The sequence below is a fragment of the Micromonospora sp. WMMD1120 genome (genome assembly GCF_029626235.1).
Lineage (GTDB): Bacteria > Actinomycetota > Actinomycetes > Mycobacteriales > Micromonosporaceae > Micromonospora.
In genome coordinates this window covers 5,827,263-5,852,750 of record NZ_JARUBO010000005.1, presented here as the reverse complement: position 1 = coordinate 5,852,750, position 25,488 = coordinate 5,827,263, and the positions used below count along the sequence as shown (strand labels likewise).

Sequence of the window (25,488 nt, the reverse complement as noted above, 5' to 3'; positions counted from 1 at the left end):
AGCGACCTCGGATGGAGCGCACCATGACCACACCGGACTTCGACCACATCTTCGGCGGCGCACGGGTGATGGCCATCCTGCGTGGCCTGCCGGTCGCCGAGACCGTACGGCTCGCCGAGCGCGCCTGGGACCTCGGCATCGACGTGGTGGAGGTGCCGGTGGCCACCGCCGACGCGGTGGCGGCGCTGCGGGCCGCCGTCGAGGCCGGGGCCGCGCGTGGCCGCATCGTCGGCGCGGGCACCGTGCTCGACGTCGAGCAGGTCCACGCCTCGGCCGACGCGGGGGCCGCGTTCACTGTCGCGCCCGGCCTGGACCTGACGATCGCTGACGCCGCCGCCGCGCGTGGTCTGCCGCACCTGCCCGGCGTGGCCACCCCCACCGAGGCGCAGCAGGCCCTACGGCACGGCCTCACCTGGCTCAAGGCGTTCCCCGCGATCACTCTCGGCCCGGCCTGGTTCAAGGCCATGGCCGGCCCGCTGCCGCAGGCGCGCTTCGTCGCGACCGGCGGCCTGGACTCCACCAACGCGGGAGCGTTCCTGCAGGCCGGAGTACGCGTGGTGGCAGTCGGCTCCGCCCTCTCCGACCCCACCCAGCTCGACCACCTGGCCGCCCTGACCACCCACCCCTAACCCCACCCGTCCCTCCCCACCCCGCCCCCCAACCGCGCCGATCTTGCACTTCCGGTCGTCGAATCGCCCCGATCCATGGCTTATGTCGGCACAGGAACTGCAAGATCGGCGCGGTTGGGGGCGCGCGGGGGTGGGGGTGGGGTGGCGGGTTTGTGCCATGGCGGTGATGCGTCGGGGCGTGGTGGGGGTGTGGGGTGGGAGTGGCGTCGATGCTGTGCTGCGTACCACTTCTCGACGCAAAGAGGTCACCGTGGCTCTGTCTCACCGGCGTCGCCGCACCGGGCTGATCGCCCTCGGCGCCGCCCTCACCCTGGCGGCCGGGTTCACCCCACCCGCCGCGGGAGCGGCCGCCGCCCCGCCCACCAGCCCGCAGCGCCCGGTCGGTATTCCGCCCGCCGCCGCCGGACGCGCCTCGACCGTCACCCTGATCACCGGTGACACGGTCACGGTCAGCACGGCCTCGGACGGCAGCACCGTCTCGACGGTGCGCCGGCCGGACGGCAGCACGCCGAGCTTCCACCGGACCGTGCTCGACGGCGACACCTACGTCTACCCGGGCAGCGCGCTGTCGTACGTCACGAGCGGGGTGCTGGACCGGCGGCTGTTCAACGTCACCGACCTCATCGCCGACGGCTACGACGACGCGCACACCGACGCGCTGCCGCTGATCGTCACCATGACCGAGGCGGCGGCGCGGGCGCGTACCCGCCCGGCTGTGGACGGCGCCGAGCTGGTCCGGCCCCTGGACAGCGTGCGGGGCGCGGCGTTGACCCGGCAGCGGGCCACCGCCGAGCGGTTCTGGACCGCGCTCACCGCCGGCTCGACCCGGCGTACGGCCGGCGCGCCGACCCTGGCCAACGGCATCGCCAAGGTGTGGCTGGACGGCCGGGTGCGCGCCGACCTGGCCGACTCCACCGCGCAGATCGGCGCGCCGACGCTGTGGGCCGAGGGCAACACGGCCGCCGGTGTCGACGTCGCGGTGCTCGACTCCGGCGCGGACGCCGAGCACCCGGACCTGGCCGGTCAGATCGCCGAGTCCGCCAGCTTCGTGCCGTCCGAGCCCGACATCCTCGACTACAAGGGGCACGGCACCCACGTCGCCTCGACGATCGCCGGCACCGGCGCGGCCTCCGACGGCGTCGAGAAGGGCGTCGCGCCCGGCGCCCGACTGCACATCGGCAAGGTGCTCAACAGCGAGGGCAGCGGGCAGGACTCCTGGATCATCGCCGGCATGGAGTGGGCGGCCCGGGAGCGGAAGGCCCGCATCGTCAGCATGAGCCTCGGCGGTCAGGCCACCGACGGCAGCGACCCGATGAGCCAGGCCGTCGACCGGCTCAGCGCCGAGACCGGCGCTCTCTTCGTCATCGCGGCCGGCAACAGCGGCCCGGCCAGCATCGGCAGCCCCGGTGCCGCGAACTCGGCACTGACCGTCGGCGCGGTCGACTCCGCCGACCGGCTGGCCGACTTCTCCAGCCAGGGCCCGCGCGCCGGTGACGGTGGGCTCAAGCCGGAGATCACCGCGCCCGGCGTGGACATCCTGGCCGCCCGCTCGCACCTGGTGCGCGGCGGCTCCGGCGACTACACGCTGATGAGCGGCACGTCGATGGCGACCCCGCACGTGGCCGGCACCGCCGCGCTGGTCGCCGCCGCGCACCCGGACTGGACCGGTCAGCGGATCAAGGAGGCGCTGGTCAGCACGGTCACCGCCACCCCCGGGTACACCCCGTACCAGGCGGGCGCCGGCCGGGTGGACGCGGTCGCCGCCGCGCGCGCCACGGTCTTCGCCACGCCCAGCGCCTACTCCGGCTTCCAGGGCTGGCCGCACCAGCCGGGGACGACAGTCGACCGGACGGTCACCTACACCAACGTCGGCGGCGCGCCGGTCACCCTGACGCTGACCGTCGACGCCGCCACCGCGCCGGCCGGCCTCTTCGCGCTCTCCGCCGGCACCGTCACCGTGCCCGCGAACGGCGCCGCCACCGTCACCCTCACCGCGGCGTACGACAAGCTGCCGGTGGAGAAGCAGGTCAGCGGCATGGTGGTCGCCACCGACGACACCGGAACGGTGCGCGGGCGCACCCTGATCGGGGCGGGTAAGGAGGGCCAGCGGCAGAACCTGACGCTGGTCGCGAAGGACCGCGACGGCAAGCCGCTCGTCGGCAAGGTCATCCTCACCACCGACGGCCTGTTCACCGCCGTGGACCTGCCGGAGAGCGGCACCGCGACGCTGCGGCTGCCGGTGGCGAGCTGGTCCGGTTGGATCTCCGCCGACGTACGCGGCGCGCACGGACCGCGCTCCAAGGGCATGGCGATGTTGAGCTTCGTCGACGTCAACCTGGACCGGGACCGCACCGTCACCCTGGACGCGCGCGCCGCCCGGCAGGTGCGGGCCGTCGTCCCGCAGGAGTCCACCGCCACCTCGCTGCGGATGGACATCCACCGGTCCACCGGGGCCAGCCTCACCGAGAGCCAGGTGCTGCCGGACGACTCGTACGACAGCATGTGGGCGTTGCCGACGGGCCGTGCGGTCACCGACGGCGAGTTCGAGTTCGGCGCCCGGTGGCGGCTGGAGCAGCCGGCGCTCACCGTCAGCGCGGGCGGCCGGTCGTACGACGATCTGCTGGTGAAGCGGGCGACCCCGGCGTTGCCGGCCGGTCGCCACCGGCTCGACGCGGTCTACGTCGCCGAGGCGACGGCGCTGGCCGAGCGGCCGGTCCGGGGCCGGGCGGTGGTGGTCCGGCGCAGCGACACTGTGGACATCGCCGCCCAGGCGCGGGCCGCCGCCGCGGCCGGCGCGACGCTGCTGCTGGTGGTCAACGACGGCGTCGGGCGTCTCCAGCCGTGGGACGAGTTCGCCTGGGACCCGGACAGCCCCGCCCCGCTGACTGTCGCCACCGTCGGCGCGGACGAGGGCGACCAGCTCATCGCGGCCCTCGGGCGCGGCCCGGTACGGCTGACCGTCGAGTCGCACCCGGAGACCGACTACCTGTACGACGTGGCGCACCACTGGGCCGGCGCGGTGCCGACCGATCCCACCTACCGGCCCGCGAAGCGGCAACTGGCCCGGGTGGACGTCGAGTTCCGCAACTACCGGCCGGGCAAGGCGTTGGAGTTCCGCACCGACGTCTGGCGGGGTTGGGCGTCGAGCAACCAGGAGCCCGCCCCGGCGCAGGGTCGGCGGACCGACTGGGTGAGCGCCGACCAGCGCTGGGTCGACGACGCGTACATCGTTGGGGAGACCGGCCAGCACCTGATGGGGGTGACCGAGTACCCGGCCGGTAGGACCAGCAGCGTCACCTGGTTCGGGCCGATCCAGCGCCCCCGGATGGGCGGGAGCTACACGCCCGTGCGGTACCGGGACACCGTCTACCTGCCGGCACCCGGCTGGGGTGACGGTGGCGGCCACGTCGGTGAGGCGTACGCCAACTTCGACATGGTCAACCGGACCACCCTGTACCAGGGCGACAGCGAGCTGAAGTGGGGCAACGCCGAGTACCTCCAGGTGGCCGGTCTGGCCGAGCAGCGCCTGCCGTACCGGTTGGTGGTGGAGAACGACAGGGCGGCCTGGACCAACCCGTACTCCCGGCAGACCCGCACCGAGTGGGGCTTCAGCTCGGCGGCCACCGGGGAGGAGTCGGCGGAGGTGCTGCCGATGATCCAGCTCGACTACCGGGTGGACCTCGACCGGGACGGGAAGGCGTCCCGGCGTGCCCCGCTGACGGTGGCCGCCTCGCACCTGCCCGACGTGCCGGGCACGGTGGGTGCGGTCACCGTCGAGGTGTCCTACGACGACGGGACGACCTGGCAGCGGCAGCGGCTGACCCGGCACGGCGACGGTTGGCGGAGCACGCTGGCCGCACCGGCGAAGGCCGGTTTCGTCAGCCTGCGCGTCACCGCGCGGGACGCCGCCGGCAACACCGTCGACCAGCGCATCACCCGGGCGTTCGGTCTGCGCTGACGCCATCGGGACCGGCCGCCGGCCGGGGCGCCGCGGGCGTCCCGGCCGGCGGCCGTCGTGGTGTCGGCCGGTTCAGTCCTGGTCCGGTTCCTCGACGAGGCGGTCCCAGTCCGTGACCACCGGCAGCAACTCACCGGCCACCCACGCCGGGCGCTGGTCGTCGTGGTGCCTGTCGCCCGGCACCCCGCTCGCTCCCGACGGGACCACCCAGCGGCTGTCCTCGCGTCGCGCCAGGTCCCACACGTACCGCGCCGCCGGCCCCCGGAAGCACAGGTGGGTGACCCCGGGCACGCTGGAGGTGGCCAACACGCAGTCCTGGTCGCCGTCCAGGCGGGGGCCCGGCGCGGCGTCCGGGTCGGGTAGGGCCCGCCACGGCGTCAGCCGGTGCACGTCGCCCCAGGGCGCCTGCCCGGCCCCGGCCGCCGCGACCTCCTCGGTCGCCGCGACCACCACCGCGGCGAGGTCCACACCGGGCAGCCGGGCCGCGCCGAGCAGGTGCTCCAGCGCGAAGCCGACCCGTGGGGTCAGTGCCATCCAGGGCGCGAACACCTCGGGGTACGCGGGCGTCTCGGCCAGCGCCGCCAGCGCGGGGTGCGCGGCGATCCGGCGTACGACAGCGGCCCGCAGCTCGGCGTACGCCGCCGCGTCGGTGCTGTCGGCGCTCATCCGGCGGTCCCAGCGGGACAGCCGTTCGCGGAGCGCGGCGGCGGCCGGGCCGAGCCCTGTCGCCTCGGCCAGCAGCGCCAGCAGCGGCCCGGCCGAACCCAGGTGGGTGTCGGTGTGCACGGCGGTCAACTCGTCGGCGGTCCAGGTCGGCCGGGCGTCGAGCAGCTCGGCGATGCGGCGGGCCCGGTGCGGTGCGGCGAACTCCACCCCGAGCGCGGCGGCCAGCCCGCGCTCGTTGGCCATCACCGCCCGACCGGCCACCTCGGCCCGGGGCAGCGGGGCGTGCCAGCCGCGCCAGTCGTACGTGGTGTCCCAGCCGGGGACCACCCGCCGGCCGTTCTCCGGGTGCCGGATCGGCACCGCGCCGGCGACCCGGTGCAGCAGCCCGCCCGCGGTGTCCGCCGCCTGCACCACGTTGACCGGCTCCACCCAGTGCCGCAGCGCGTGGTCGACGTCGGCGACGGTGCGGGCGCGCAGCAGCTCCGGCAGTGTCGCGAACCCGAGGTCGCCGCGCACCCGGGGCGGGTAGCGCAGGCTGAGGGCCGTCTCGTCGTCCGGCCCGCCGGCGATCACCGGACCCCGGTCGGTCTCGACCACCTCGACCTCGACCGGGTCCGCCCCGGCCACCTCGACCGTCTCGACGTGGCGGTGCGCCCGCCGCCAGCCGTCCGGGCCGAACGCCGACACCCCGGAGCCGTCGCGGCGCAGCCGTTCGGCGTACACGTCCTGGTAGTCGGCCATCGCGTTGGTGATCGCCCAGGCCACGCCGCCGGTGTGCCCGAAGTGCGCGATGCCCGGCACGCCCGGCACCGCCAGGCCGACCACGTCGTACTCCGGGCAGGAGAGCCGGATCTGCTGGTAGACGCCGGGCACCTCGATGAACCGGTGCGGGTCGCCGGCGAGCAGCGCGCCGCCGGTGCCGGTGCGCTCGGCGGCGAGCAGCCACCCGTTGCTGCCGGCGACGGCCGGGCCGTCGGTGGCGAACAGGTCGACGGCCTGCGGCCCGAGCACCCGTGCCACGTGCTCGCGCCAGAGCTTGCCGGGGAACCCCGCGAACAGGATGTGGTGGCCCAGCCAGACCGCGAGGGGCGTCCACGGCTCCCACCGGCCCGGAGTCAGCCCGGTCGCGGCGAACTCCGGCGACCGGGCGGCGCCCGCGTCGAGCCCCGCGTTGACCCCGGCCACGTAGGCGCCCACCCACTCGGCGGTCGCCGGGTCCAGCGCGGCGTGGCAGCGGCGTGCGGTGTCGTCGAGGCGTACCTGCCGGACGAACCGGTCCCAGCCGAGCGCGTCCACGCCGAGGAAGGCCGCGCTGGTGCCCCGGGCGCGGTGCCGCTCCACCTCGATCTGCCAGGCCCTGTCGTACGCGGTCACCCGGCCCTGCGCCGCCGCCAGCGCGAGCGGGTCGTCGGCGCGCAGGTGGGGGACGCCCCACGCGTCGCGGAAACGCCGCGCGCTCATGCCGGCGTGGTGGCGCGTCGGCGGGCGGCGGGGACGACCAGCGGGGTGCCGGTCTCCGGGTCGTCGATCACCCGGCAGGGCAACCCGAACACCTCGGCCACCAGGTCGGCGGTGACCACCGACCCCGGGTCCCCGGCGGCCACCACCCGCCCGTCGCGCATGGCGATCAGGTGGGTGGCGTAGCGGGCCGCGTGGTTCAGGTCGTGCAGCACCGCGACCAGGGTGCGGCCCTGCTCCTCGTGCAGGCGGGCGCAGAGGTCCAGGATCTCGATCTGGTGGGCGATGTCCAGGTAGGTCGTCGGCTCGTCGAGCAGCAGCAGAGGGGTCTGCTGGGCCAGCGCCATCGCGATCCAGACCCGCTGCCGCTGCCCACCGGACAACTCGTCCACCGGCCGGTCGGCAAGGTCGTCGACGCCCGTCGCGGCCATCGACTCGTGCACCACCCGTTCGTCCTCGCGGGACCACTGCCGCAGCAGCCCCTGGTGCGGGTAGCGGCCCCGGGCGACCAGTTCGGCGACGCTGATGCCGTCCGGGGCGATCGACGACTGCGGCAGCAGGCCGAGCGTACGGGCCACGGCGCGGGCCGACTGGTGGTGGATGTCCCGCCCGTCCAGCAGCACCGCGCCGGCGCTCGGACGCAGCATCCTCGCCAGCGCCCGCAGCAGCGTCGACTTGCCGCACGCGTTCGGCCCGATGATCACGGTGAACGAGTTGTCCGGGACCGCCACCGTCAGGTTCTCGGTGATGGTGCGCTGGTCGTAGGCGAGGGTCAGCGCGGTGCCGCCGAGCCGGGTTCCGCCGGGTCGCATCGAAGCTCCTTGTGAGGCGTCAGTGGTGGTCACAGCCGGCCCGCCCGGCGTTGCGTCGCCAGCAACCAGACCAGGTAGCCGCCGCCGAGCACGCCGGTCACCACACCGACCGGAAGTTGGTGCCCGGCGAACGCGCGCTGGGCCAGCAGGTCCGCGCCGACCAGCAGCGCCGCGCCGACGGCCAGCGACGGCAGCAGGTTCGGGCCGGGCGCCCGGGTCAGCCGTTTCGCCAGGTGCGGCGCGACGAGCGCGACGAACGACACCGGTCCGGCGGCGGCGGCCGCGAACGCGACGAGCAGCACCGCCGCGGCGAGCAGCGCCAGGCGCAGCCGGCGCACCGGCACGCCCAGGGCGCCGGCCGTGTCGTCGCCCAGCTCCATCATCCGCAGCGCCGGGCCGCAGACCACCAGCACCAGGGGCGCCAGCACGAGCAGGACGGCGAGCAGCGGCCCGGCGTTGGCCCAGCCCCGCCCGTCCAGGCTGCCGGTGAGCCAGAGCACCCCGCGGGCGGCGTCCATCAGTGGCGCCCGGGTGAGCAGGTAGCCGTTGACGCCGGTCAGGATCGCCGACACGCCGACGCCGACCAGCACGAGCCGGTAGCCGTGCACGCCCCGTCGCCAGGCGAGCGCGTAGATCACCAGGCCGGTGACCAGCCCACCGACGACCGCCGCGCCGGCCAGCGCCAGGCTGCTGCCACCGACCACGACCACCACCAGCGCGCCGGCCGTCGCGCCCTGGGTGAAGCCCAGGATGTCCGGGCTGCCCAGCGGGTTGCGGACCAGCGACTGGAAGACCGCGCCGGCGAGCGCCAGCGCGGCGCCCACCAGCACCGCGGTGACCAGCCGGGGCAGCCGCAGCTCCCGCACGATGAACTGCTCCGCCGGGCCCCCACCGCCGGTCAGGGCGCGCAGCACGTCGGCCGGCCCCATCGGGTAGTCCCCACTGCCCAGGGCCACCAGGCCCAGCCCGGCCGCGAGCAGCGCCGCGCCCAGGCCGACGGCCAGGGCGCGGGGCCGGAACCGCAGCGACAACCCACCGGGGGTACGCAGGACCGTCACGGGTGGGCCACCTTCGCGCGGCCGACCAGCCACAGGAACAGCGGACCGCCCAGCACGGCGGTGACCATGCCGACCTGGAGTTCGCCGGGGCGGCCCAGCACCCGGCCGAGCACGTCCGCGCCGAGCAGCAGCGCGGGCGCGAGCACCGCGCAGTACGGCAGCAGCCAGCGCAGATCCGGCCCGGTCAGGGCGCGGACCAGGTGCGGCACCAGCAACCCGACGAAGACGATCGGCCCGCACGCGGCGGTCGCCGCCCCGCACAGCAGGGTCACCGCGACGATCACGGCGGCGCGGATCAGCGCGGGTCGGGCCCCCAGGGAGCGGGCCGCGTCGTCGCCCAGCGCGAGCGCGTTCAGCGGGCGGGCCGCGCCGAGCGCCACCAGCAGGCCGACCAGTATGAACGGCAGGACCCGGGTCACCGTCGCGCCGTCGGCGCTGGCCAGCGAGCCGACCGTCCAGAACCGCAGCCGCTCCAGCGAGGCGGTGTCGAGCAGCATCACCGCGCTCACGTACGAGTAGAGGGTGGCGTTGAGCGCCGCGCCGGCCAGCGCCAGGCGCGCCGGGGTCGCGCCCCGCCCACCGCCCACGACGTACACCAGCGCGGTCACCACCGCCGCGCCGAGCAGCGCGAACCAGACGTACCCGCCGATGGCGGTGACGCCCAGGAACGCGGCGGCGGTGGCGACGGCGGCGGATGCCCCGGCGTTGATGCCCAGCAGACCGGGGTCGGCGAGAGGGTTGCGGGTGAGGGCCTGCATCACCGCGCCGGCCACGCCGAGCGCGGCGCCGGCGAGCAGCCCGAGCAGTGTGCGGGGCAGGCGCATCCGGTGCACCACCGCGTACTCGGCGGCGTCGCGGTGCAGCAACCCGGACCAGACGTCGGCGAGCGGCATGGCCTTCGCGCCGATCGCGACGCTCAGCACCACGACCACCGCGAGCAGCGCCACGGCGGCGACCAGACCGACGGCTCGCGGGGTACGACGATCGCGCCGGGTCGGAGGGGCGCCCACGACCGACGCGTGTGGTGTCGGTCCGGTGACGGTCTGTGTGGCGTCCAGTGTGGGCTCCGGGGTGGTGGTGACTCGGCGGTCCGCTGTTGACAATGACCGAGGTTAGGCTAACCTAACCCCGCTGCCTCGGTCGACCCCGGCCCACCTTTGATCGAAAGACACCGTCATGCCCGATGCCCTGTCCGCCCGTCGCCTCTCCCGTCGCGGCCTGCTGGCCGCCGGCGGCGCCGCCACGCTGGCCACCCTGCTCGCGGCCTGCGGCGCCGACGACGCCCCGAAGCCCGCCACCGGCAACGGAAGCGGCCCGTGGTCGTTCACCGACGACCGCGCGACGAAGGCGCAGGCGAAGGCTCGTCCCACCCGGGTGGTGGCCTTCACCGGCGTGGCGGCCGCCCTGGTCGATTTCGGTCTGGACAAGCAGCTCGTGGGCGTCTTCGGCGAAACCAGGCGCGCGGACGGCACCGCCGACCCGCAGGCCGGCGACCTGGACGTCGAGGCCGTCGAGATCCTCGGCAACGTGTGGGGCGAGTTCAACCTGGAGAAGTACGCGGCGCTGCGCCCCGAACTGCTGGTCACCCACATGTACGACCCGGACGCGCTCTGGTACGTGCCGGACGAGAGCAAAGCCAAGATCCTTCCGCTCGCGCCCAGTGTGGCGATCACCACCGCCCGGGTGCCGATGACCAAGCCCATCGAGCGGTACGCCGCGCTGGCCGAGTCGCTCGGCGCGGACCTGTCCGCGAGGAAGGTCACCGACGCGAAGGCCCGGTTCGAGGCCGCCGCCGAGGCCGTCCGGCAGGCGGTCAAGGCCAACCCCGGCATCACTGTGATGGCCTGCTCCGGAAGCCCCGACCTCTTCTACGTCTCCAACCCGAAGGTCAGCACCGACCTGATGTACTTCGCCGAGCTGGGCGTCGACATCGTCGTCCCGACCAAGCTCGAGGCCGGCGACTACTTCGAGGCGCTGAGCTGGGAGAGCGCCGGCAAGTTCCCGGCCGACCTGATCCTGCTCGACAACCGCGGCACCGCGCTGCAACCCAAGGACCTCACCGCCAAGCCGACCTGGCAGCAACTGCCGGCGGTCCGGGCCAACCAGGTGACCCCGTGGGACGCCGTGCCCCGCTTCTCGTACGCCGGCGCCGCCCCGCTGCTGGAGAACCTCGCCACCGCCATCCGCAACGCGAAGAAGGTCAGCTGACGCCATGACTGTGCCGACGTACCCGGTCGAGACCACCGCGCCGGCGACGGCGTCCACCGCCGCCGCCATGGCCCAGCTCCTGCACGACGGCTCGGTCGAGCAGTACCGCCGGACGATCGCCGACGGTGTGCAGCGGGTCGCCCGCCGGGTCGCCGCGGTGGACCGCCCCGGCACCGGCATCACCCCCGCCGAGCTGGCCCCGCTGGTCGACCGGGTGGACCTGGACCGCCCGCTCGGCGACGCGGGGGCGGCGCTGGACGAGTTGGAGACCGTCTACCTGCGCGACGCCGTCTGGTTCCATCACCCCCGCTACCTCGCCCACCTCAACTGCCCGGTGGCCATCCCGGCGCTGCTCGGCGAGGCGGTGCTCACCGCCGTCAACTCCTCGCTGGACACCTGGGACCAGAGCGCCGGGGCCACCCTCATCGAGCGGCGGCTGATCGACTGGACCGCCGAGCGGATCGGCCTCGGCCCCCTCGCGGACGGTGTCTTCACCAGCGGTGGCAGCCAGTCGAACCTCCAGGCGTTGCTGCTGGCCCGCGAGGAGGCCTGCGTCGACGCGATCGGCCCGGCGGCGCGCGCCGAACTGCTGCCCCGGCTGCGCGTGCTCACCTCGGCCGCCGGTCACTTCAGCGTGCAGAAGTCGGCGAAGCTGCTCGGCCTCGCCCCGGACGCGGTGGTCGCGGTGCCCACCGACGCGCGGCGGCGCATGGACCCGGACGCCGTCCGTGCGGAGATCGTCCGCTGTCGTCAGGCCGGGCTGGTGGTGATGGCCGTCGTCGCCACCGCCGGCACCACCGACTTCGGCTCGATCGACCCGCTGGACGACCTCGCGGGGATCTGCGCGGCGGCGGGCGTCTGGCTGCACGTGGACGCCGCGTACGGCTGCGGTCTGCTCGTCTCGCCGACGCGACGGCACCTGCTCGACGGCATCGAACGGGCCGACTCGGTGACCGTCGACTTCCACAAGTCGTTCTTCCAGCCGGTCAGCTCCAGCGCGCTGCTGGTCCGCGATCGACGGACGCTGCGGCACGCCACCTACCACGCCGACTACCTCAACCCGGCGCGGATGGTGGAGCAGCGCATCCCCAACCAGGTCGACAAGAGCCTGCAGACCACCCGACGCTTCGACGCGCTGAAGCTCTGGCTCACCCTGCGGGTACTGGGCCCGGACGCGCTCGGCGGGCTGTTCGACGAGGTCGTCGACCGGGCCGCCGACGCCTGGCGGCTGGTCGACGAGGACCCGCGCTTCGAGGTGGTGACGCGCTCCGAACTGAGCACCGTGGTCTTCCGCTACCTGCCCACCGGCCCCGCCCGGGAGCTCGCCGACGCGGCCAACCTGCACGCCCGGGAGGCCCTCGCGGCATCCGGTCTCGCCGTGGTAGCCGGGACCCGGGTGGACGGCCGGCACTTTCTCAAGTTCACGCTGCTCAACCCGGCCACCACCGGCGACGACGTCGCCTACGTGCTCGACCTGATCGCCACCCACGCCGGGCGGTACGTGCACGACCACACCGCCGCCCTGACCTGCCCCGTCGGCTGACGCCGATGAACCTGCCCCGTCGGCTGACGCCGGTGCGCACCAACCCGCGTCTGGAGACCCCGATGTCCACCCACGACTTCATCGCCATCGGACTGGGCCCGTACAACCTGGGTCTGGCCTGTCTGACCGCGCCGATCGACGAGCTGGACGGGGTGTTCCTGGAGGCCCGGCCGAGTCTCGCCTGGCACCCCGGCATGCTGCTGGAGTCGGCCCGGTTGCAGACCCCGTTCATCGCCGACCTGGTCAGCCTCGCCGACCCGACGTCGCCGTACTCGTTCCTCAACTACCTCAAGGAGATCGGCCGGCTCTACCCGTTCTACATCCGGGAGAGCTTCTACCCGCTGCGCAGCGAGTACGACGCGTACTGCCGGTGGGCGGCGGCGAAGCTGCCGAACCTGCGCTTCGGCCAGACGGTGACCGCCGTCGAGTACGACGCCGCCGACGACCGGTACGTGGTGCGGGCCAGCACCGGCGCGGGGGAGACGGTGGCGTACCGGGCCCGGCGCCTGGTGCTCGGCACCGGCACCCCGCCGCACCTGCCGGACGCCGTCGCCCAGCTGCCCGGCGACGCCGTGCACAACTCGCGCTACCTGGAGCACCGCACGGCGCTGCGGACCAAGCGCAGCATCACAGTGGTCGGCAGCGGGCAGAGCGCCGCCGAGATCTACCACGACCTGCTCGGCGACATCGACCGGTACGGCTACCAGCTCACCTGGGTGACCCGGTCGCCACGGTTCTTCCCGCTCGAATACACCAAGCTGACGCTGGAGATGACCTCACCGGACTACGTGGACTACTTCCACGCGTTGCCCGAGGCGACCCGCTACCGGCTGGAGTCCGCGCAGAAGGGCCTGTTCAAGGGGATCAACTCCGACCTGATCAACGAGATCTACGACACGCTCTACGCGCTCAGCGTCAACGGGCCGGTGAACACCCGCCTGCTCACCAACACCGAGCTGGTCAGCGCCGACCACCGGGACGGGGAGTACACGCTGGGGTTGCGGCAGGTCGAGCAGGAGCGCGACGTCACGTTGCGGACCGAGGGCCTGGTCCTCGCCACCGGTTACCGCTACCGGGTGCCGGCGTTCCTCGACGGGGTGCGCGACCGGATCCGCTGGGACGCGCACGGCCGCTTCGACGTGGCCCGCAACTACAGCATCGACCACGGCGGCCGGGGCATCTTCCTGCAGAACGCGGGCACCCACACGCACAGCATCACCTCACCGGACCTGGGCATGGGCGCGTACCGCAACTCCTGGATCATCGCCGAACTCCTCGGCCGCGAGCACTACCCGATCGAGAAGAGCATCACCTTCCAGGAGTTCGGGGTCCCGTCGTGAACGCCGTCTTCACCCGCGTCGACGACCGGCTCGGAACGTTCGCGCTGCGCCCGCTCGACCCGGACGCCGACGCGGCGCTGCTGCACGGCTGGGTGACCCACCCGAAGGCGGCGTTCTGGCTGATGCAGGACGCCGACCCGGCCCGGGTACGCGAGGAGTACCGGCGCATCGCCGCGCACCCGCACCACGACGCGTACCTCGGGCTGTGGCGGGGGAGCCCCGCCTTCCTCGCCGAACGCTACGACCCGGCCCACGTCGAGCTGGTCGGACTGTACGACCACCAGCCCGGCGACGTGGGCATGCACTTGCTCTGCGCGCCCGTCGACGCCCCGGTGCACGGGTTCACCCGGGCCGTGATCGGCACCGTCATGGCCTGGCTGTTCGCCGACCCGGCGACCGCGCGGGTGGTGGTCGAGCCGGACGTGCGCAACACCGCGGTCCACGCGCTGAACGCGGCCGTGGGCTTCGAGGTCGTCGGCCCGATCACCAAGCCGGAGAAGGACGCGTTGCTCAGCGTCTGCACCAGAGCGCAGTTCCAGGCCGCCGTCGGGCCTGCCACCGCCGCCCGAGTCGAAGGAGCCCCGGCGTGACCGTCACCGCCGTCCCCACCCCGACGTCCGTCACCACCGGGCCCGCCGCCGGCAGCCCGGTCGGCCACCTCACCCCGCAGCGCTGGGCGCGGGCCAACCGGTTGCTGGTCCGCAAGGCGCTCGCCGAGTTCAGCCACGAGCGGCTGCTCACCCCGGAGCCCATGCCGGGCCCCGACGACCGGCGGTGGTACGAGGTCCGCAGCGACGACGGCACCGTCAGCTACCGGTTCGCCGCGCGGGTGCTCGCCCTGCAGCACTGGCAGATCGACGCGGACAGCATCACCCGGCACCGCGACGGCGTCCCGCTCGCCCCGGACGCGGTGGACCTGATCACCGAGCTGCGCGACAGTCTCGGGCTCTCCGCGCAGGTGCTCCCGGTCTACCTGGAGGAGATCACCTCGACGCTGGCCGGAACGGCGTACAAGCTGGCCCAGGCGGCGCCGAGCGCCGCCGAGCTGGCCGCGGCGGACTTCCAGACCATCGAGACGTCGATGACCGAGGGCCACCCCTGCTTCGTGGCCAACAACGGTCGGCTCGGCTTCGGTCTGGACGAGTACCACAGGTACGCCCCGGAGGCCGCCGCCCCGGTCCGGTTGGAGTGGTTGGCCGCCCACCGCGACCACTCGGTGTTCAGCAGCGCGGCCGACCTCGACTACGACACGCTCATCGAGGGCGAGTTGGACGCGCTGACCCGGGCCCGGTTCGCGGCCACGATGGCCGATCTCGGCCTGGACCTGGCCGACTATCACCTGATCCCGGCGCACCCGTGGCAGTGGTGGAACAAGCTGGCGGTCACCTTCGCCGGGGAGTTGGCCGAGCGCCGGCTGGTGCACCTGGGCCCCGGGCCGGACGTGTACCTCGCCCAGCAGTCCATCCGCACCTTCTTCAACGTCAGCGAGCCGCGCCGGCACTACGTGAAGACCGCGTTGTCGGTGCTGAACATGGGCTTCATGCGCGGGCTGTCGGCCGCGTACATGGCGGCCACCCCCGCGATCAACGACTGGCTGGCCGACCTGATCGCCGGCGACGAGGTGCTGACCGGCACCGGCCTGACGGTGATCCGCGAGCGGGCCGCCGTCGGTTACCGGCACCGGCGGTACGAGGCCGCGACCGACCGCACCTCCCCGTACCGCAAGATGCTGGCCGCCCTGTGGCGGGAGAGCCCGGTGCCCGACCTGGGCCCAGGGCGTCGACTGTCCACCATGGCCGCGCTGTTGCACGTCGACGCTGACGGCGAGTCGCTGGCGGCGGCGCTGATCGCCCGGTCCGGGCTGACCCCCGAGGCGTGGCTGCGCCGCTACCTGGACGCGTACCTCACCCCGTTGCTGCACAGCTTCTACGCCTACGACCTGGCGTTCATGCCGCACGGCGAGAACGTCATCCTCGTCCTCGACGAGTCGGACACCGTCGAGCGGGTGATCTTCAAGGACATCGCCGAGGAGATCGCGGTGATGAGCGCCGACGTCGAGTTGCCGGAGGCGGTCGAGCGGATCCGGGTCGAGGTGCCCGACGACACCAAGCTGCTGACCATCTTCACCGACGTGGTGGACTGCTTCCTGCGCCACCTCAACGCGGTCCTGGTCGAGGCCGGCGTGATCGGCGCGGACGACCTGTGGCGAATGGCGGCGGCCTGCGCCGCCGACTACTTCGACCGGGTGCCGCACCTGGCCGAGCGGGTCCGGCACTACGACCTGTTCGCCCCGGAGTTCACGCTGTCCTGCCTCAACCGGCTCCAGTTGCGGAACAACCAGCAGATGGTGGACCTGGCCGACCCCTCGGCGGCGCTCCAGTTCGTCGGCACCCTCACCAACCCGTTGGCCGCGCACGCCCCGGCGCGCTGAGCGCGCGGGTCGGCGGCCGGCTGTGCCGGCGCGGCTCAGTCGTTCCGCTGTGCCGCGCCGGCCTGCCGGAACGCCTGGGCCAGCCGGGCCAGGTCGTGACCCTCGAAGTGCTGGAGGAACCGGCGGCGTACGGCGGCCAGGTGGCTCGGCCAGGACTCCTCCAGGCGGGCGAAACCGGCGTCGGTGAGGACGGCGTTCCAGCCGCGGGCGTCCTCCTCGCAGCGTTCCCGCTTGACCAGGCCCTGCGTCTCCAGCCGGATGATCGTGCGGGTCATCCCGCTGAGCGAGAGGTAACAGAGCGCGGCGAGCTCGTGCATGCGCAGCCGTCGGTCCGGCGCCTCGGAGAGGTTCATCAGGGCGGTGTACTCGGTCAGTGGTAGCTGACGGTCACCGACCATGTCCGCGTCGATCGTGCGGGGCAGCACGTACATCACCTGGCCGAGGGCGCGGACCAGGGCCTCCTCGTCCGGGGTGAGGGGTTCTGGAGTGGCTGCGGAGGGGTTGGACATCCCCATATCATACTTGCTTGACTGAGCAAATGCTTACTCTGCGTGTGACAACGACCATAGCGTGGGTATTTGCTTGACCAATCAAGAACCGGTTAGCGTTCTGCCCGTCAGGCACGGACTTCTGAAAGGGCGCCACCATGACCAGGATCGGAATCATCCTCGGCAGCACCCGTCCGGGGCGTAACGGCGAGGCCGTCGCCCGCTGGGTGCTGGAGATCGCCAAGCAGCGCGACGACGCGGAGTACGAGCTGATCGACCTGCTCGACTACCAGCTGCCGCACCTCGACGAGGCGTACCCGCCCTCGATGGGCCAGTACTCCCAGCCGCACACCAAGCGGTGGGCCGAGACGATCGCCTCGTTCGACGGCTTCGTCATGGTCACGCCCGAGTACAACCACTCCACCTCCGGCGCGCTGAAGAACGCCATCGACTTCCTGTACGCCGAGTGGAACAACAAGGCCGTCGGCTTCGTCAGCTACGGCTCGGTGGGCGGCGCGCGTGCCGTGGAGCACCTGCGTCTGATCGCCGGTGAGCTGCAGATGGCCGACGTGCGGTCGCAGGTCGCGCTGTCGCTCTTCACCGACTTCGAGAACTTCAGCACCTTCAAGCCCGGCCCGTTCCAGCAGGACGCGCTGAACACCACCCTCGACCAGCTGGTCGCCTGGAGCGGCGCGCTCGCCCCGCTGCGCAAGGCCTGAGCCTTCCGCCCTTCGGAAACGGCCGCGGGACGACCCGCGGCCGTTTCCGCGCTTTTCCGGTCGTGCCACCATCCACTGCGATGAGTACGCCGACCGCCGCCGACGACCGGCGCGTCCCGCTGTGGCGGGACCGTGCCTTCGGCACGTACTGGATCGCGCAGTCGCTCTCGGCGGCCGGCGACTCCTTCGCCTATCTCGCGGTGCCGCTGCTGGTGCTCCAGGCGACCGGCTCGGTGGCGCGGATGGGCCTGCTCACCGCCGTGGCCGGCGCGGCGTCCGTCGTCGCCGGGATCTTCGGTGGGGTGCTCGTCGACAGGTACGACCGCCGAACGTTGATGATCGTGGCGGACCTGATCCGGCTGGCGCTCTACGCGGTGGTGCCGTTGGCCTGGCTCGCCGGCCCGCAGGTGTGGCTGCTCTTCGTCGTGCTGCCGGTCTGCGAGGCGGCCGGCATGGTCTTCCAGGTCGCCGCGGTGACCGCCGTGCGCAACCTCGTCGACCGGGACCGGATCACCGAGGCCAACGGCCGGTTGCAGGCCACCTTCGCGGCGGCGGCCGTCCTCGGGCCACTGCTCGCCGGGGTGGTGGCGGCCCGCTTCGGCCCGGCGACCGCCATCGCTGTCAACGCGGCGAGCTTCGCGCTCTCCGCCGCCGGGCTGTGGCTGATCCGGCTGCGACCGGCCGATGCCGCCCCGGCGCCCCGGGAGCGCCCGGTGGCCGAGTTCCTCGCCGGGGCGCGGTTCCTGTGGCGACAGCCCGTGCTGCGCGCGCTGACCGTGCTGTTGTCGGTCTTCATCTTCCTCACCTACGGCTTCACCGACGTGCTGATCTACCACGTCACCCACGATCTCGGGGGCTCCGAGGGCACCGTCGGCGCCGTCCTCGGCCTGGCGGCGCTGGGCACCGTCGCCGGCGCGCTGCTGGTGGCCCCGCTGCGCCGACGACGCGGATTCGGGGCGACCTGGATCGGCGCCCACGCCGTCTGCGGTGTCGCGGTGGCCGGCGTCGGCATCGCCACGAGCGTGCCGGCGGTCACCGCGCTGACCGGTGTGTACCTCTGCTGCCTCAGCGTCGGCGGGATCTGCTCGATGTCACTGCGCCAGGAGATCACCCCCGACCACCTGCTCGGCCGGGTCACGTCCGCGTTCTGGAGCACGCACTACGCGCTCGGTCCGGCCGGCGCTGTCGTGCTGACCTGGGCCGCCGCCCGGTTCGGGGTGGCCGCCGTCACGCTGGCGGCCGGAGCGGGGTGCCTGCTGGTCGCCGTCGCCGGCCTCGTCACCCCGATCCGCCGCGCCGGCGCGCAGCCGCCCGGTCCGCCCGCCCCGGCGGTGGTGGGTCAGGTTGGTCAGCCACCGGCGAGCCAGTCCTCGACGGCTTGAGCCGGCACCGCGCCCGGTCGGTGGCGCGGCCCCTCGGACCCCACGGCCTGTCGAGCTGCCCCAGATGTGGGGCAGGCCGGGACCGGTGGCCTGCCAGATATCCGCCGTAGGCGTGTCACCCGGCCCGCAGCCTTCCGCCGGCCGCGACGGACGGCCTGCCCCACTCCTGGGGCAGCTCGACAGGAGTCCGACCACATCCTGTGCCCGCCCGCCGCGAACCACGTGCGCCGAGTCGGGCCGTCAGAACTCCTGGTACATGACGTGCAGGCCGACCCGGCCCAGCGTCGGGTGCCGGAACGCGCCCGGCACCGTGCCGATCACCGTGAAGCCCTCCCGCCGGTACAACCGCACCGCTGAGCTGTTGCTCTCCGCGACGGCGTTGAACTGCATGCCCGCGTACCCCTGCTCGCGGGCCCAGGTCACGGCGTCGCGGCACAGCGCGGTGCCGACGCCCCGGCCCCGGGCGTCCGCGGCGACCATGAAGCTCGCCGTGGCGACGTGCGCCCCCGGGCCCGGCCGGTTGACGCCCATCTTCGCGGTGCCGAGCACCCGCTCGCCCGCCACCGCCACGACGGTCCGGCCCGGCGCCGCCTCGACCCAGACGGCGTACGACTGCTCGGCGGTCATCGCCGGGTCGTAGGTGAAGGTCTCCTGGGCCCGGATCACCTCCTCGATGATCGGCCGTACCTGCGGCCAGTCCCGGTCGACGAACTTCCGAATCAGCACGCGGGGAGGTTAAGCCCGGTATGGACCCCGGACAATCGGTTATCCCCGGGTGCGTCCAGACGGTGGCCGGGCCGGCCGTCAGTCCGCGCCGAGCGCGGCGAGCTCCTGGTCCAGCAGCTCCGCCAGCCGGGCGTGCCGCCCCGGGTGGCTGCGCGCCGTCATGCCACGGCTCGGCATCTCCACCGTCATCAACAGGTACAGGTGCAGGCGGTACAGACCCAACCGGCGGCGGGCCGAGGCGTCCAGCAGCAGCGGCTCGGCGGCCGCCGAGCGGTAGCCGCGCAGCAACGGATGCTCCGGCTCGTCCTCGGCGCGGCGGAACAGCAACGGCGAGACCAGATCCAGCAGCGGATCGCCGTAGAGGAACCGCTCACCGTCCACCAGGCCGGACAGCCGCAGCCGACCGTCGGAGTCGGGCGCGGCCAGCACGTTGCCGTCCCAGCAGTCGAAGTGCAGCAGCGCCGGGCGGCGCACCTCGTCCAGCACGTCGGCGTGCCGATCCACCAGCGCGTGCAGACGGTCCGGCGGGAAGGGCAGCCGGACGTCCCAGTCGGCCGCGTCGGCGAGCAGCGCGTCGAGCATCGCGGTGAACGCCGCCCGCCAGGTCGACCCGGCCGCCCGGTCGCCGTCGTAGCCGAACCGTTCGCCGGTGATCCGGTGCAAGACGGCCAGGGCAGCCCCGAGGTCGTGCCGCGCCGGGGCGTCGTCGAGCGCGACGTCCGTCCCGGCCAGGTCGGCCAGCGACCGGCCGGGCAGCATCGTGGTGACCAACCATTCGCCGTACGCCGGGTCGGCGTCGTGCCGCAGCACCGTCGGCACCGGCACCTGCGGCGCGTGCTCGGCGACGAGCCGGAAGTAGTCCGCCTCGGCCGCGCAGAGCCCGCGCTCGTAGCGCAGCAGTGGCGTACCGGCCGGGGGAGCGACCTTCACCACCACCCGGCGGCCGTCGTCGAGCAACGCCCACCAGACGGTGGCGAATCCACCTCCGGTCAGTGCGCCGGTGTCGCGGACCCGGACCTGCGGCCCGAACGATGTGTGGACCAGACGGCGCACGTCGGCGCTGGTGATGTCCCGTTGGGTCGGACTGGCTTCGATCACGCGGTCGCCTTCCCCCTTCGTGGGCGTGGCGTCGCGCCGGCACGGGCGGTGGGCGCTACCGGCCCGGCGGTGTCGCGCCGGACCAGCTCGGCGGGGAGCACCTCGACCCGGGGCACCGGGGCCTCCGCGCCGAGCACCAGCGACATCGCCCGCACGCCCATCTCGACGAGCGGCAGCCGCACCGTGGTCAGCGCCGGGGTGACGTCCCGGGCGATCGGCATGTCGTCGAAGCCCACCACCGAGACCTGCCCCGGCACCGCGAGCGACCGCGTGCGCAACGTGGCCAGCGCGCCGATGGCCATCGAGTCGTTGAGCGCCACGATCGCGGTCAGCTCCGGGTCGGCGTCGAGCAGTCGGGCGGTCGCCTCCGCGCCGCCGTCGCGGTCGAACTCCGCGTACCGGATGCGTCGCTCGGGCAGCTCGCGACCCTGCTCGGCGAGCGCCTGCCGGAGCCCGGCCAACCGGTCGGTGGTGGTGGTCAGGATGCGCGGGCCGGCTACCACCCCGATGGCCCGGTGCCCCAGCCCGCACAGCTCGCGCCCGGCGAGGTAGCCGCCGGTGCGGTTGTCCGGCATCACCGCGTCGCCGGAGTGCTCGTGTCGGCCAATCACCGCCACCCGGCCACCGGTGGCCCCGTACGCGGCGAGCTTCTCGTTGAGCTGCCTGGTGAACGCCTCGTCGTGGTAGCCGGAGCCGGCCAGGATCAGCGCCGCCACCTGGTGGCCGCGCAGCAGCTCGACGTACTCCAGCTCGCGGTCCGGGTCCCGGTAGCTGTTGCAGATCATCAGCAGCCGGCCCTGGTCGGTGGCGACCCGTTGCAGCCCTCGGGTGATCTCGGCGAAGTAGGGGTCGGAGACGTCGTGCACGATCACGCCGACGGCGCTGCGGTGCGAGCGGGCCAGCAGTTGGGCGTGGGCGTTCGGCACGTACTGCAACTCGGCGACGGCCGCGAGCACCCGCTCGCGCAGCTCGTCGGTGACCGGCTTGCTGCTGCCGTTGATGACCCGGGAGGCGGTGGCGGGTGAGACGCCCGCGCGGCGGGCCACATCGGACAGGGTCGCCATAGCCCGCCCCCTCGGTCTGTTGACGGCGTTTCGTCGTGCCGGCTAGCGTCACGGTACCGCAGAGAAAGCCCTTTCCCGCAGGGAGGCCCGGCCGTGTCCGATCGCTTCGCGGTGTTGCCCGGCGGCGTGGGGGTGTCCCGGCTGCGCGTCTACGACACCGAGGCGCCGGACGGCGTGGTCGGCGGCACCCCGCACGTGCACCTGTGCTGCACCGAGGGGTACGTGGTGACCGGTGGCGAGGGGGCGGTGCAGACGCTCGGCGCCGCCGGCTTCCGGGAGACCCCGCTGCGTCCGGGCGCCGTGGTGTGGTTCGAGCCGGGCACCGTGCACCGCCTGGTCAACGGCGGTGACCTGTCCATCGTGGTGCTCATGCAGAACAGCGGCCTGCCCGAGGCCGGCGACGCGGTGCTGACCTTCCCGCCGGAGGTGCTCGCCGACCCCGAGGCGTACGCCCGGGCGGCGGCGCTGCCGGCCGGGGGAGCGCCGGGGTCGGACGTGCGGACGGCGTACCGTCGACGGGATCTCGCGGTGACCGGCTTCCAGGCGCTGCGGGCCGGCGGTCCGGCGGCGCTGGCCGCGTTCCACAGCGCGGCGGTGGCGCTGCGCCAGCCGCTGCTGTCCGCGTGGCGGCGGCGCTGGGCGGACGGCGCGGGTCGGGCCGCGGCCGACACCGGCGCGCAGCTGGACGCCCTGGCGCGCGGCGATTCCGCATACCTGGGCGCGGCGGGCGTCTACGCGGTGGACGCGCCGGTCGAGCGCGGTCGGCTGGGCATGTGCGGCCTGCTCGACACCTATCCGGCGGCCGGCTGATCCCGGCTCTGGTCCTCTTCGGACCGTGCCGGTCATGGTCCACTCGGGATCAGGGAAGTCGGGGTGTCCTCGGGGCCGGAATGGCGCGGTTTCCAGGAAGCCGAGTTGACCTCGGGAGTCCCGTCATCTGACGCCACGCCCGGCGACGAATAGATCGAGGAAAGGCCTTGCCTGCCGTCTGGGCGCCGCCTACGCTCCAGGAAAGCGTTTGCCTGATCCGCCGACCGGCCCGGCTTGCGAGCGCCGTGCCGGACCCGAGGAGGTTTCGCGTGACCGAGAACTCTTTGGACACGGCGGGCCGGCGCGCCGCCGACCAGGCGGGTGGCGATCAGGCAGCCGACTCGGCCGCCACGGCTGAATCGTCGCCCGGATCGGCCGAGGCGTCGCCTCGCGTCGGCGGCCCGTATCCGTCCGGTGTGGCCGTTCCGCCGTCCGGTGGCGGTGGCCGCCCGCCCCGACCCACCCTCGGTCGCCGGGCAGTGGCCTTCGCCGACTCGCTCTGGCGTCCGGGCCTGGTGCTGGCGGCGGTCTTCGCTGTCTGGTGGTTCGTGGCCGCCCGGGAGTACGTGCCGAACTACCTGGTGCCGACGCCCGGCCAGGTCGGGGAGACAATGACCGGGCAGTGGTCCGAGCTGGCCCGGCACACGCTGGTCACCCTCTACGAGACGGTGCTCGGGTTCGTGCTGGCCGCCGCGCTGGGGCTGGCCACCGCCGTCGCCATCGCCTACTCCCGCACGCTGGACAAGGCGCTCTATCCGATCGTCCTGTTCGCACAGGTCATCCCGAAGATCGCCATCGCGCCGCTGCTGGTGGTCTGGTTCGGCCTCGGCCTCACCCCGAAGATCATCCTGGCGGTGCTCATCGCGTTCTTCCCGGTGGTCATCTCCGGCGTGGCCGGGCTGCGCTCCACCGACCCGGAGCTGCTCGACCTCGCCGCCACGATGGGCGCCGGCCGGTGGCGCACCTTCCGCAAGATCCGCTTTCCGAACGCGTTGCCGCACCTGATGGCCGGTCTCAAGGTGGCCGTCACCCTCGCCGTGGTCGGCGCCGTGGTCGGCGAGTTCGTCGGCGCCAGCGAAGGGCTCGGCTACGTCCTGTTGCTGGCCAACGGCAACCTCGACGCCCCGCTGCTCTTCGCCGACCTGATCCTGATGTCCGCCATCGGCATCGTCCTGTTCGTCCTCGTCGAGATCGCCGAGGCGCTGCTCATCCCGTGGCACGCCAGCCGTCGGGCCGGCGTGTCCCTCACCACCTCCTGACCGACCCCATCACGGAGGCACCGATGAAACGCACCGCCACCACCATCCTGGCCGTCGCCGCCCTGCTCCTCGCCGCCACCGGCTGCGGCGCTGACGACTCCGCCGGCCCGACCGGCACGGACGGCAGGAAGCAGGTGACCCTCACCCTCAACTGGGTGCCCTACGGTGAGCACGCCCCCTTCTACTACGGTCTACAGAAGGGCTACTACTCCGCCGAGGGCATCGAGCTGAAGATCCTGCCCGGCAACGGTTCGGGCAACACCGTCAAGCAGGTCGCCCAGAAGCAGACCGACTTCGGCTGGGCGGACAGCCCGGTGCTGCTCAAGTCGGTGGCCAGCGGGATGCCGGTGCGCAGCCTCGGCGCGTACCTGGAGAAGGGCCCGTCCTCGGTGGAGTTCTTCACCGAGAAGAACATCAAGACCCCGGCGGACCTCAAGGGCAAGACCGTCGGCGGCACCCCGGGCGACGCCCTCTACGCGACATTTCCGGCCTGGCTGGAGAAGAACGGCCTGAAGAAGGACGACGTCAAGGTCGTCAACGTCGACGCCGCCGGCAAGATCGCGGCCCTGGCCGAGGGCAGGGTCGACGCCATCATGGGCTTCTTCCACGACCAGGCGCCGACCATCGAGAGCAAGACCGGCAAGAAGGTCGACGTGCTGCTCTTCGCCGACTACGGGATGAACCTGCTCGGCACCGGCCTGATCGCCAACACCCAGACCCTGCAGAAGGATCCGGAGGTGGCCCGCAAGTTCGTCCGGGCCACCCAGAAGTCGTGGGCCGACGCCGCCCGCGACCCGGCGGGCGCGGTGAGCGCGATGGCCGCCCTCGCCGAGAACGAGCCCGCGCCCGAGGTCCTCACCAAGCAGCTCACCCTCAACCTGCCGCTGCTCGGCGGCGACGGCCCGCCCGGGGTGAACACCGAGGCCCAGTGGACCGAGACCATCGACCTGATGTCCCGCTACGCGGAGCTGAAGGACCCGGGCGCGCCCAACGCGTACTGGGACTCCTCGTACGCGGCGCAGGGGTGACCCGGTGACCGCCGCGCCGGCCGCCACCGGCACCGCCATCGGAATGTCCGGCGTGACAGTACGCTTCACCACCCGCCGGTCGCAGACCACGGCGCTCGACGACGTGTCGCTGGACATCGAGCCCGGCGAGTTCGTCTCGATCGTCGGCCCGTCCGGCTGCGGCAAGTCCACCCTACTCAAGATCGTCGCGGGTCTGGTGAAGCCGACGACCGGGGACGTCTCGCTGCTGCGCCGCCCGGTGCGCGGCCCGCAGAAGGACATCGGCTTCGTCTTCCAGAAGGCCGCGCTGCTCGAGTGGCGCGGCGCGCGGGCCAACATCCTGCTCCAGGCCGAGATGCGTGGCATGGACCGGGCGCAGGCGGCCCGCCGGGCGGACGAGCTGATCGCGATGACCGGGCTGACCGGCTTCGAGAAGGCGTTGCCGCACGAGTTGTCCGGCGGCATGCAGCAGCGGGTGGCGCTCTGCCGCGCGCTGCTGCACTCGCCACCGGTGCTGCTCATGGACGAGCCGTTCGGCGCCCTGGACGCGCTGACCCGCGAGCAGATGAACGCCGAACTGCACCGGATCTGGCGGGAGACCGGCACCACCGTGGTGCTGGTGACGCACTCCATCGCCGAGGCGGTCTTCCTCGGCACCCGGGTCGTGGTGATGAGCGCCCGTCCCGGCCGGATCATCGGCACCTTCCCGGTCGAGTTGCCGGCACACCGCGACTACGCGCGGGTGATGTCGGACCCCCGCTTCGACCGGCTCGCCACCGACCTGCGTGGGTTGCTCGGCAGCGCGGCCGCCAACCACTGAGCGCGGATCGGC

The 25,488-nt window shown here is 73.4% G+C and carries 21 protein-coding genes; 13 read left to right on the top strand and 8 right to left on the bottom strand.

The window, feature by feature from the left end:
- Positions 1–23: 23 nt before the first annotated feature.
- The gene (locus O7634_RS27070) at positions 24–629 is read left to right on the top strand and encodes a bifunctional 4-hydroxy-2-oxoglutarate aldolase/2-dehydro-3-deoxy-phosphogluconate aldolase (protein WP_278152942.1); all 606 of its coding nucleotides are present in this window, start codon (positions 24–26) and stop codon (positions 627–629) included.
- A gap of 250 nt (positions 630–879) precedes the next feature.
- Positions 880–4,587 carry a S8 family serine peptidase gene (locus O7634_RS27065; protein WP_278152941.1) on the top strand — a complete coding sequence of 1,236 codons (3,708 nt, stop codon included), beginning with the start codon at positions 880–882 and terminating at the stop codon, positions 4,585–4,587.
- Positions 4,588–4,659: 72 nt separating this feature from the next.
- Here O7634_RS27065 and O7634_RS27060 read toward each other — a convergent pair whose 3' ends face one another.
- The 4 genes from O7634_RS27060 to O7634_RS27045 are packed head-to-tail and all read right to left on the bottom strand — an operon-like array spanning position 4,660 to position 9,591.
- Positions 4,660–6,714 (bottom strand): penicillin acylase family protein, encoded by a 2,055-nt coding sequence (locus tag O7634_RS27060; RefSeq protein ID WP_278152940.1) that lies wholly within the window; start codon positions 6,712–6,714, stop codon positions 4,660–4,662.
- Complete coding sequence (locus O7634_RS27055) at positions 6,711–7,523, bottom strand: ABC transporter ATP-binding protein (protein ID WP_278152939.1); 813 nt, start codon at positions 7,521–7,523, stop codon at positions 6,711–6,713. The genes O7634_RS27060 and O7634_RS27055 overlap by 4 nt, the downstream gene beginning before the upstream one ends.
- Positions 7,524–7,552: 29 nt before the next feature.
- On the bottom strand, positions 7,553–8,581 hold the full coding sequence (locus tag O7634_RS27050; protein ID WP_278152938.1) for an iron chelate uptake ABC transporter family permease subunit: 1,029 nt from the start codon (positions 8,579–8,581) through the stop codon (positions 7,553–7,555).
- Positions 8,578–9,591: an iron chelate uptake ABC transporter family permease subunit gene (locus O7634_RS27045; protein WP_278154095.1), complete on the bottom strand. Its 1,014-nt coding sequence runs from the start codon at positions 9,589–9,591 to the stop codon at positions 8,578–8,580. The genes O7634_RS27050 and O7634_RS27045 overlap by 4 nt, the downstream gene beginning before the upstream one ends.
- A 166-nt stretch (positions 9,592–9,757) precedes the next feature.
- Here O7634_RS27045 and O7634_RS27040 point away from each other — a divergent pair, with 166 nt between their 5' ends.
- The 5 genes from O7634_RS27040 to O7634_RS27020 all read left to right on the top strand — a co-directional run bounded on the left by O7634_RS27040 (position 9,758) and on the right by O7634_RS27020 (position 16,103).
- Positions 9,758–10,789, top strand: a complete 1,032-nt coding sequence (locus O7634_RS27040; protein WP_278152937.1) for an ABC transporter substrate-binding protein — start codon at positions 9,758–9,760, stop codon at positions 10,787–10,789.
- A 4-nt stretch (positions 10,790–10,793) separates the two neighbouring features.
- Positions 10,794–12,332, top strand: a complete 1,539-nt coding sequence (locus tag O7634_RS27035; RefSeq protein ID WP_278152936.1) for an aspartate aminotransferase family protein — start codon at positions 10,794–10,796, stop codon at positions 12,330–12,332.
- 62 nt (positions 12,333–12,394) lie between these two features.
- Positions 12,395–13,672 (top strand): SidA/IucD/PvdA family monooxygenase, encoded by a 1,278-nt coding sequence (locus O7634_RS27030; protein ID WP_278154094.1) that lies wholly within the window; start codon positions 12,395–12,397, stop codon positions 13,670–13,672.
- A complete protein-coding gene (locus O7634_RS27025) occupies positions 13,669–14,262 on the top strand; it encodes a GNAT family N-acetyltransferase (protein WP_278152935.1) in 594 nt (197 codons plus the stop codon). The genes O7634_RS27030 and O7634_RS27025 overlap by 4 nt, the downstream gene beginning before the upstream one ends.
- Before the next feature lie 101 nt (positions 14,263–14,363).
- Positions 14,364–16,103 (top strand): IucA/IucC family siderophore biosynthesis protein, encoded by a 1,740-nt coding sequence (locus O7634_RS27020; RefSeq protein ID WP_278154093.1) that lies wholly within the window; start codon positions 14,364–14,366, stop codon positions 16,101–16,103.
- Positions 16,104–16,138: 35 nt separating this feature from the next.
- Here O7634_RS27020 and O7634_RS27015 read toward each other — a convergent pair whose 3' ends face one another.
- Positions 16,139–16,612: a MarR family transcriptional regulator gene (locus O7634_RS27015; RefSeq protein ID WP_278152934.1), complete on the bottom strand. Its 474-nt coding sequence runs from the start codon at positions 16,610–16,612 to the stop codon at positions 16,139–16,141.
- 137 nt (positions 16,613–16,749) lie between these two features.
- Between O7634_RS27015 and O7634_RS27010 the strand changes: the two genes are divergently transcribed.
- Positions 16,750–17,310, top strand: a complete 561-nt coding sequence (locus O7634_RS27010) for an NAD(P)H-dependent oxidoreductase (protein ID WP_278152933.1) — start codon at positions 16,750–16,752, stop codon at positions 17,308–17,310.
- Positions 17,311–17,390: 80 nt separating this feature from the next.
- On the top strand, positions 17,391–18,692 hold the full coding sequence (locus O7634_RS27005) for an MFS transporter (RefSeq protein WP_278152932.1): 1,302 nt from the start codon (positions 17,391–17,393) through the stop codon (positions 18,690–18,692).
- A 240-nt stretch (positions 18,693–18,932) separates the two neighbouring features.
- On the opposite strand, the gene O7634_RS27000 is transcribed toward O7634_RS27005, so the two are convergent.
- From O7634_RS27000 to O7634_RS26990, 3 genes are all read right to left on the bottom strand, one after another.
- Positions 18,933–19,418 carry a GNAT family N-acetyltransferase gene (locus O7634_RS27000; RefSeq protein ID WP_278152931.1) on the bottom strand — a complete coding sequence of 162 codons (486 nt, stop codon included), beginning with the start codon at positions 19,416–19,418 and terminating at the stop codon, positions 18,933–18,935.
- A 78-nt stretch (positions 19,419–19,496) separates the two neighbouring features.
- Positions 19,497–20,516 (bottom strand): phosphotransferase, encoded by a 1,020-nt coding sequence (locus O7634_RS26995; RefSeq protein ID WP_347404286.1) that lies wholly within the window; start codon positions 20,514–20,516, stop codon positions 19,497–19,499.
- Positions 20,513–21,580 (bottom strand): LacI family DNA-binding transcriptional regulator, encoded by a 1,068-nt coding sequence (locus O7634_RS26990; protein ID WP_278152930.1) that lies wholly within the window; start codon positions 21,578–21,580, stop codon positions 20,513–20,515. Before O7634_RS26990 ends, O7634_RS26995 begins: the two co-directional genes overlap by 4 nt.
- 93 nt (positions 21,581–21,673) lie before the next feature.
- Between O7634_RS26990 and O7634_RS26985 the strand changes: the two genes are divergently transcribed.
- The 4 genes from O7634_RS26985 to O7634_RS26970 all read left to right on the top strand — a co-directional run bounded on the left by O7634_RS26985 (position 21,674) and on the right by O7634_RS26970 (position 25,476).
- On the top strand, positions 21,674–22,390 hold the full coding sequence (locus tag O7634_RS26985) for a cupin domain-containing protein (RefSeq protein WP_278152929.1): 717 nt from the start codon (positions 21,674–21,676) through the stop codon (positions 22,388–22,390).
- A 269-nt stretch (positions 22,391–22,659) separates the two neighbouring features.
- Positions 22,660–23,649, top strand: coding sequence for an ABC transporter permease (locus tag O7634_RS26980; RefSeq protein WP_278152928.1), 990 nt, complete (start codon positions 22,660–22,662; stop codon positions 23,647–23,649).
- A 23-nt stretch (positions 23,650–23,672) separates the two neighbouring features.
- Positions 23,673–24,677 carry an ABC transporter substrate-binding protein gene (locus O7634_RS26975; protein ID WP_278152927.1) on the top strand — a complete coding sequence of 335 codons (1,005 nt, stop codon included), beginning with the start codon at positions 23,673–23,675 and terminating at the stop codon, positions 24,675–24,677.
- Between the two features lie 4 nt (positions 24,678–24,681).
- Entirely contained in the window at positions 24,682–25,476 is a 795-nt protein-coding gene (locus O7634_RS26970) for an ABC transporter ATP-binding protein (RefSeq protein WP_278152926.1), read from the top strand.
- The last annotated feature ends 12 nt before the right edge of the window (positions 25,477–25,488 follow it).